7 protein-coding genes are annotated in these 7,806 nt (G+C 65.9%); 5 read left to right on the forward strand and 2 right to left on the reverse strand.

Annotation, left to right across the window (positions count from 1 at the left end):
* On the forward strand, positions 1–259 hold a 259-nt coding region (locus tag CVO76_RS11430), incomplete at its 5' end, for a glycine cleavage T C-terminal barrel domain-containing protein (RefSeq protein ID WP_279628574.1).
* A 141-nt stretch (positions 260–400) separates the two neighbouring features.
* Here CVO76_RS11430 and CVO76_RS11435 read toward each other — a convergent pair.
* Positions 401–1,096 (reverse strand): GntR family transcriptional regulator, encoded by a 696-nt coding sequence (locus tag CVO76_RS11435; protein WP_208739336.1) that lies wholly within the window; start codon positions 1,094–1,096, stop codon positions 401–403.
* A gap of 347 nt (positions 1,097–1,443) precedes the next feature.
* Here CVO76_RS11435 and CVO76_RS11440 point away from each other — a divergent pair, with 347 nt between their 5' ends.
* Entirely contained in the window at positions 1,444–3,414 is a 1,971-nt protein-coding gene (locus tag CVO76_RS11440; protein ID WP_244185912.1) for a BCCT family transporter, read from the forward strand.
* 165 nt (positions 3,415–3,579) lie between these two features.
* On the opposite strand, the gene CVO76_RS11445 is transcribed toward CVO76_RS11440, so the two are convergent.
* Complete coding sequence (locus tag CVO76_RS11445) at positions 3,580–4,512, reverse strand: LysR family transcriptional regulator (protein WP_208739338.1); 933 nt, start codon at positions 4,510–4,512, stop codon at positions 3,580–3,582.
* A gap of 153 nt (positions 4,513–4,665) precedes the next feature.
* Between CVO76_RS11445 and CVO76_RS11450 the strand changes: the two genes are divergently transcribed.
* From CVO76_RS11450 to CVO76_RS11460, 3 genes are all read left to right on the forward strand, one after another.
* Positions 4,666–5,970 (forward strand): aromatic ring-hydroxylating oxygenase subunit alpha, encoded by a 1,305-nt coding sequence (locus CVO76_RS11450; RefSeq protein WP_208739339.1) that lies wholly within the window; start codon positions 4,666–4,668, stop codon positions 5,968–5,970.
* On the forward strand, positions 5,967–7,382 hold the full coding sequence (locus CVO76_RS11455) for a ferredoxin reductase (protein ID WP_208739340.1): 1,416 nt from the start codon (positions 5,967–5,969) through the stop codon (positions 7,380–7,382). The genes CVO76_RS11450 and CVO76_RS11455 overlap by 4 nt, the downstream gene beginning before the upstream one ends.
* Positions 7,383–7,538: 156 nt before the next feature.
* The coding region (locus CVO76_RS11460; RefSeq protein WP_208739341.1) for a hypothetical protein at positions 7,539–7,806 on the forward strand (268 nt) is incomplete at its 3' end.

The raw sequence follows: 7,806 nt of genomic DNA on the forward strand, positions 1-7,806 counted from the left end.
CTTGCGCTGCCTGACGGTCGACGACGGACGGAGCCTCGTACTGGGCAAGGAACCGGTCTTCTACAAGGACCAGGCAGTCGGCTACGTCACCAGTGCCGCCTACGGCTACACGGTCGCCAAACCGATCGCCTACGCGTATCTTCCTGCCGAAGTCAGCCTCGGGGACTCGGTGGAGATCGCGTACTTCGGACGGCGCATCCAGGCCACCGTCACCGCGGATCCGCTCTACGACCCCACGATGACCAGGCTCCGCGGCTGAGCAACCCCGCCGTGCCGGGCCGGCCGGCGCCGTTCGCAGGCTTCGTCGGGCAGGGAGCAGTAGCGATTGCCGCTATTGTCCGTACCGTTCTCGGTGCGACTTCTCCCGCATCCGCCCGTAGTGGGCGGGTACCTGTCCGGACTACAGCACAGCCCTGATGTGGTTCTCGAAATCGGTGACATGGCGGCTGGTCAACCGCGCAGCAGCTTCGGAGTCCCCCGCCGCGATATGTTCGAGCAGCTCGATGTGCTGGGCGATGTGCTCGGACACCGGCGGGAGCTTTTCGAGCACCAGGCTCCAGATCCGCGTTGCGAGGTTGTCGTATCGGATCAGCACGTCCTCGAGATGCCTGCTTCCGGTGGCCCGGTAGATCATCCGATGGACCCGCATGTCCAGCCGCATGAGATCCTGCTGGGACTGCATCCCCGGCAACAGCTGCCCGACGTCCCGCGCAAAGTCCCGGAGCTCGCTCCGGAGCTGCGGCGAGGCATGTCGCGCAGCCCGCGCAGCTGCCGCCGGCTCCAGGAGCTGTCGGATCTCGGAGATCTCGGCCAGATCCGTGATGTCCACGCCGGCGGCGAACGTTCCGCGCCGGGGGTAGGCCACCACCAGATGGTCGCTCTCGAGCCGTTTCATGGCTTCGCGGATCGGCGTCCTGCCGACGCCGAGTCGGCGGGAGATGACGTCGTCATTGAGGGGCTCGCCCGGCTTGATGTCCAGGACGATCAGTTCGTCGCACAGAATCCGGTAGGCGAAGTCGGCGAAGGATTCGTCGTCCTGCCTTCGCGGCGCTGACGGATCCTCCGCCCGCACCGGTGCTCCGCCAGCGTCTGCCATCTCCAGGTCTCCTCCCGATGAGCCCCGGGCCTCGACGCCCCAGTTCCCGATCCATCCTATTCGCGCGCCCGACCTATGGACGTGCACCCCGCCGTAAACTAAAGTATCACTGATATATCAACGCTTCCGGGCAGGACATATGAGCGTTAATCCTCTGAACACGAAAGAAGTGTGTTCATGAAACATGATCCCCCGAAGGTGGAGGGGGTGAACCCACGAAGTTCACCTCGTCGGCGGCAGCATCGTGACCGTCGGATCATTCGAGGCCGCACCTTTTCCGCTCGGGCTGACGTCCGAGGGCCGCGGCCGATCGCAGACTCATGCCTCACCGAGCAAAGGACCCGCTCATGGCTTTTGATAGTGACCTGAAATCCCACGTACCCGAGGAGTTGCCTGCGGACGAAGGCGCCGGAGGAGACAGGCAACCTGCTGCCCTCGACCCGGACGCAGGAGTCGCACCCGTGGCCGACGCTGTGTCCGACGCCGGGTCCGACGCCGAGTCCGAACAGATCCTCGACGAGCTGCGTCACGCCAGGACCGAGCAAGAAGTCGCGGACCGCCGGAACCACAAGCTCGTTCTCGACAAGGTCACGTTCGGCATCACGGGCGCCATCGCCATCGCCTTCGTCATCTGGGGCTTCGCCGGCCGCGACAGCCTGTCCAGCACCTCCACCGGAGCCCTCAATTGGGTCATGGAGTACACCGGATGGTTCTTCATGCTCATGGCATCGCTCTTCGTGGTCTTCGTCCTGTGGCTGGCCGTGGGCAAGTTCGGCAACATCCCGCTCGGCAAGGACGGCGAAAAGCCGGAATTCCGGACCATCTCCTGGGTCGCGATGATGTTCGCCGCGGGCATGGGCATCGGGCTGATGTTCTACGGCGTGGCCGAACCGCTCTACCACTACATCTCCCCCCCGCCCGGAACAGTGGATGGAAGGACACCCGCAGCAATCCAGACGGCCATGGCCACCTCGATCTTCCACTGGACCCTGCACCCCTGGGCCATGTACGCCGTCGTGGGTATCGCCATGGCCTACGGGACCTACCGGCTGGGCCGCCGGCAACTGATCTCCGTCGCCTTCACGTCTCTTTTCGGCGTTCGGACGGTCGAAGGGCCGGTCGGGATGTTCATCAATATCCTGGCCATCTTCGCCACCCTGTTCGGCACCGCCGCGTCGCTGGGCCTCGGCGCCCTGCAGATCGGTAGCGGCATGACATCCAACGGTTGGTTCGGTGAGATCGGTACTCCCGTGCTCGTGGCGATCGTCGCCGTCCTGACCCTGTGCTTCGTCGCCTCTGCCGTCTCCGGGATCAGCCGTGGCATCCAGTGGCTCTCCAACATCAACATGGTCCTGGCCGTCGTCCTTGCACTGATCGTCTTCGTCGCCGGACCCACCCTTTTCATCCTCAACCTGATCCCCTCCGCGGTGGGCGACTACGTGCGGGACCTCGCCGAGATGTCCTCCCGGACCGAAGCGGTCGGCGATGAGTCACTGCGTAGCTGGATGACCAGCTGGACTATCTTCTACTGGGCCTGGTGGGTGTCCTGGACGCCCTTCGTAGGCCTCTTCATCGCCCGCATCAGCCGCGGCCGCACCATCCGCCAGTTCGTCACCGGTGTGCTGCTGGTGCCCAGCCTTGTCAGTGTGATCTGGTTCGCCATCTTCGGAGGCGCTGCCTTCAACGTCCAGCAGGAAGCCGACGAAGCGAACACGCCCGGCCTGGTCACCGTGGTCGACGGGACACCGACCGTCAACTTCGACGGGGCGCTGTTCGACCTGGTCAAGAACCTGGGCATGGCCGACTGGGCCACCGGTGCCGTGATCGTGCTGGCCATGGTCCTGGTCGCCATCTTCTTCATCACGGGCGCCGACGCTGCGTCCATCGTGATGGGATCACTCAGTTCCAATGGCGCCGAGCACCCCCGCCGCGCAGTCGTCATCTTCTGGGGCTGCCTCACCGGCGCCGTGGCGGCGGTCATGCTGCTGGCAGGCGGAGATGAACCGTCCGAAGCCCTGGCAGGCCTGCAACGGATCACCATCGTTGCAGCGCTACCGTTCGTCATCGTCATGCTGCTGCTCTGCTTCGCCCTCACCAAGGACCTGCGTCGGGACCCTCTCTCCTTGCGGCGTCGCCTGGCCACCTCCGTCGTGGAGCGGGCCATACGCACCGGCGTGGAACAACACGGCGGCGCTCAGTTCGACCTCGTGACGAAGCATGAGTGCGCGGAGAAGTGCTCCGACTCGGAGTGTCCCGGAGGGCCCGCGACGGGAATCATCCCGACCGTCGAGCACAGGGGCTCCAGACCGTCCAGTTGATGGCTGCGCAGCTCGAGTAGCAACCTACCTCGGCGGCATGCGGCCTGTCCCGGCCCATGCCGCCGAGGCATACGCAGGGCCGGCACGCCGCCGCCTCTCGCTCCCGCGACGGACTCCTGAACGCTTGCCGCGTCGGCAGCGTACCGCGGTCCGTGGTCCGTGGTGTCAGGGATCGTCGCGGGGCCGGGCGGTGAGGATCCGGCGGGCGCGGGCCTGCAGGATGCCGAGCGCCTCCTGGATGAGGGGCGATGAGATGCTGCCCCTGCGCACAGCAGCGATGATGCGCCGTGAAGGCTTCCCCCTGCCGGTGATGCGTAGTCGAACCACCTTCCCGGCACTGTGCAGCGGCGCCAGGCGCGGCAACAGGCCCACGCCGAGTCCCGCGCCGACGAAGGCGATCTGGGTCTCCCATTCGACGGCCTCATGGGCGATGCGTGGCGTCATCCCGACTGCCGTGAAGGCCGCCGTGAAGAGGGAGCGGTAGGTGGAACCAGCAGCGTCGGTGATCCAGGTCTCCGACGCCAGTTCTTGGAGCGCCACCGTTTCCCGGGATGCGAATGGATGATCGGCGGGGATGATGACGTCCAGGGGATCGTCGAGGAGAAGTGTCTGCTCGAATCGCGAATCGTTCTCCACCGAGGAGTCCGACTGCATGGCGACGACGACCGCCAGGTCGATCCGCTCGGCGACCAGCAAGTCGAAGCAGCGCGTCGGGTTGGCCTCGAGTACCTGAACCTTCAGCAGAGGGTGTGTCGACCGGAGGGTGGCGGCCAGCGGCGCGAGCAATTGGGCGGCCGCCGTGGAGAATCCGCCGAGCCCGAGAGTGGACTGCATCCTGTCGCCGGCCTCCATGGCCGCAGCGCGGAGGCTCTCCCACTCCATGAGGAGGGTGTCCGAGCCCTCCACGAGGAAGCGGCCCGTGGCGGTCAGCCGTATGCCGCGACCGTCCTTGGTCAGCAGCTGCATTCCGAGTACGCGCTGGAGCTCCCGCAATTGCGAGGAGACGGCGGAGGGAGAGTAACCCGTCAGTTCCGCGGTGGCACTGATGGTGCCGCATTGGGCGAACACCCGAAGGGTTGTGAGCCGTGGGTCGATCATGCACCCATGGTGCACTGTCCTCACCGGATTGTTGCGCTTTTATCGCAATGTGAATGGCCCTAACCTCGTGACAACACCGTTAGCGGCTCCGCCTGTTCCGCCCGTGATCATTCCTGCGACCTGCACAGTTACCCCGTCCTTTTGGAGGAACCCATGTCTGCTCCAGTGAACGTGCCCCTCGACACACGCGGGAGACTTGTTTCCTCGGTGCCTGCCGAGCAGCTGGCAGAAATCAGCGAGCTGTTCGGTTTCCGGCGCGTTGGATTTTCGCTCGATGCCCCCTTCTACACCGATCCGACGATCTTCAGCATCGACATGCAGGCCATCTTCGGCCGGCACTGGATCTTTGCCGCCAGCATCGCCGAGCTCCCGGAGCCGGGCGACTACGTCACCGTCGACTACGGGCCCTACTCCCTGATCGTGCTGCGCAATGACGACGGCGGCGTGAACGTGCTCCACAACGTATGCCGCCACCGCGGCGCCCGCGTCCTGACCGAACCCGCGGGGACCACGGGAAACCTGGTGTGCGGTTACCACTCCTGGACCTACTCCCCCGAGGGCGATCTGATTCACGCCTCCGCACCCGGGGAGACGACGTTCGACAAGGGCTGCTTCGGCCTCAAGCGTGCCTCCAGCCGCGTGGTCGCCGGACTCGTCTTCGTCTGCATCGCCGACGAACCGCCGACCGATTTCGACGAGACCTCGAAGATCTTCGAGCCCTACCTCGCACCCCACGATCTGGCGACGACGAAAATCGCCTACCAGCAGAACATCATCGAAGAGGGCAACTGGAAGCTCGTCATGGAGAACAACCGTGAGTGCTACCACTGCGACGGCCACCCGGAGCTCGCCTGTTCCCTCTTTCCCACCTGGGGCCTGACGGAGGGGCTGATCCCGGCACACCTCGAGGAAGTGTGGGACCGCAACAAGGAAGCGCAGTCCTCGCTCGAAGAGCGTTGCCGCCGCTACGGCCTTCCCTACGAGGTCGTCGAGGAGCTCGACACCCGCGTGGCGGGAATCCGCATCTCCAGGGAATCGCTCGACGGCGACGGCGAATCGTTCTCCCCCGATGGGCGCCGGCTCTCCAAGAAGCTGCTCGGTGACCTGCGGGACTTCCGCCTCGGTCGCTGCTCGATGCACCTGCAGCCCAACAGCTGGTTCCATTTCCAGGGGGACCACGTCATCACATTCGCAGTCTTCCCTGTCAACGAGCACCAGACACTGGTACGCACCACCTGGCTGGTGGCCGACGACGCCGTGGAAGGCATCGACTACGACCTGGAGAAACTCACCTATACCTGGAAGCAGACGAATCTGCAGGACAAGGCGTTCGTGGAACTGTGCCAGAAGGGCGCCGGCAGCCCCGCCTACGAGCCCGGCCCGTACATGAAGAGCGAATACCAGGTGGAGGCGTTCATCAACTGGTACGTGCAGCGCGTGCAGGAGCAGATGGCATGACCGAACCCCGGGCCGACACGGCAGCCCAAGAACCCCAGCGCATTCGCGGTCTCGAGATGCCTTGGAACAGGGTGATGAGCAGCACCGAAGGACCGGCCGGTGCCGCCCGCGCCTTGGGCCCCTGGCATCCGCAGGAGTTCCTGGCCGAATGTGTCGAGGTCGTTCCGGAGGCGGGCGGGATGATGACCTTCGTGTTCCGCCGCTCCGACGGGGCGCCTTTGGCGTTCCGCGCAGGCCAGTACGTGAACGTCGCCTTTCCCGTGCACGGTGAGGACCAGGACGCCGTGGACCGCAGCTACTCCCTGTCCAGTTCACCCACCAGGCCGTGGACCTTCGACATCACGGTCAAACGCGACCCCCTGGGACTGGTCTCACCATGGGTGCACGAGAACGTCCGACCCGGTACGGTCCTCGAGATGCTCGGCCCGATCGGGGCATTCCACCTTCCTGACGCCGACCGGAGGGCGAGATACCTGCTGCTGGCTGCCGGTGCAGGCATCACCCCCATCATGTCGATGGTGCGGACCATCCACTCGCTGCCCGGGAAGGCCGATGTCATCGTGCTCTACCACGGAGCGGCGGCCGGAAACTTCGGTTTCCACAAGGAACTGGCCTACATCGTCTCCGTGGACTCACGCATCAGGGTCTTCTACTCACTGGGAGACCGCCAGAAACCAGAGGGGTGGGAATGGCTCACCGGGAGGCTGGCGGCGGACATGCTCGACGAGGTGGCCCCCGATGCGAACGGCCGGCAGGTCTATGCCTGCGGCCCCGAGGCTTACCTGAACACTGCCGCCGAACTCCTCGAGAAGGTCGGCGTCGACGACACCTCCGTCCACATGGAGTTCTTCTCGGGAGACCGCCAGACGCTCCTCGAATACGAGGTGGAGCTCGCGCACGCAGTGGATATGGCGGAGGAGATGGCGGAGGAGATAGCCGGTTCCGCCGAGGATCACTACGAGAGCCGGCCCAGCGCCTTCGGGCTCTACGAGCCCGGCTACGACGCCGAGGGAACCCTGAAGGCCACGGGACTGCCGCTGGAAACCTTCGACCCGCATGCGCCCGGCCCCGAGGCCCCCGACGGCAGTCCGCACGGAGGGCCGGACGCGGTGCCCCCCGATGCCTCGAGCTTCGACACGGTCGGGACGGGGAACCTCACCCTGTCCTTCCTGCGCACCGGCGTCAATGTGCGGATCGACCCCACCGAACATATCCTCGGGGTGGCCCAGCGTGCCGGCGTCCGGATCGGCGCGAACTGCAAGGAAGGCATGTGCGGCTCCTGCAAGGTCGTCAAGCTCTCCGGGGAGGTCGAGATGAACCACCAGGGCGGGATCCGGGCACGGGAGATCGACGCCGGCAAGTTCCTGCCCTGCTGCTCCACCGCGCGGACCGACCTCGTGATCGATGCGTAGCCCTTTCCAGCTGCCCTCCGCCGTAGATCTCCTGTGCGGTGCGCGCCGTCCCTGCCGGCGGCGTCTCCCCCACGCAGGGCCCGACCCGGGTAGATTCTCTGGAGTCGGAGCGGCTGGAGGATCCCGGACGCGCACACCAGGGGAACGCAGGTCGTCATGGGTATCTTCAGCCGCCGGGGAGCATCCGGCCGCGTAGCGGGCAGGGACCCGATCGCGGCCTTCTGGCAATGGTGGGCCGACGACGGCGAGGAGCTGCTGACGACCGCCACGAGGGCCGGGGACTTCGACGCCTACGTCGACGTCGTGACGCGGCACGTCAGGGCGATCGCCCGCGGCCTCGAATGGGAGACGCGGTCCGGCGCCGACGCCGAGCACACCCTCTGCGTCTCCAGCGGCGGGGACGCCTCCCTGCGGCCGGTGGCCG

It is taken from the genome of Arthrobacter agilis, assembly GCF_002953615.1.
Taxonomy (GTDB): domain Bacteria; phylum Actinomycetota; class Actinomycetes; order Actinomycetales; family Micrococcaceae; genus Arthrobacter_D; species Arthrobacter_D agilis_B.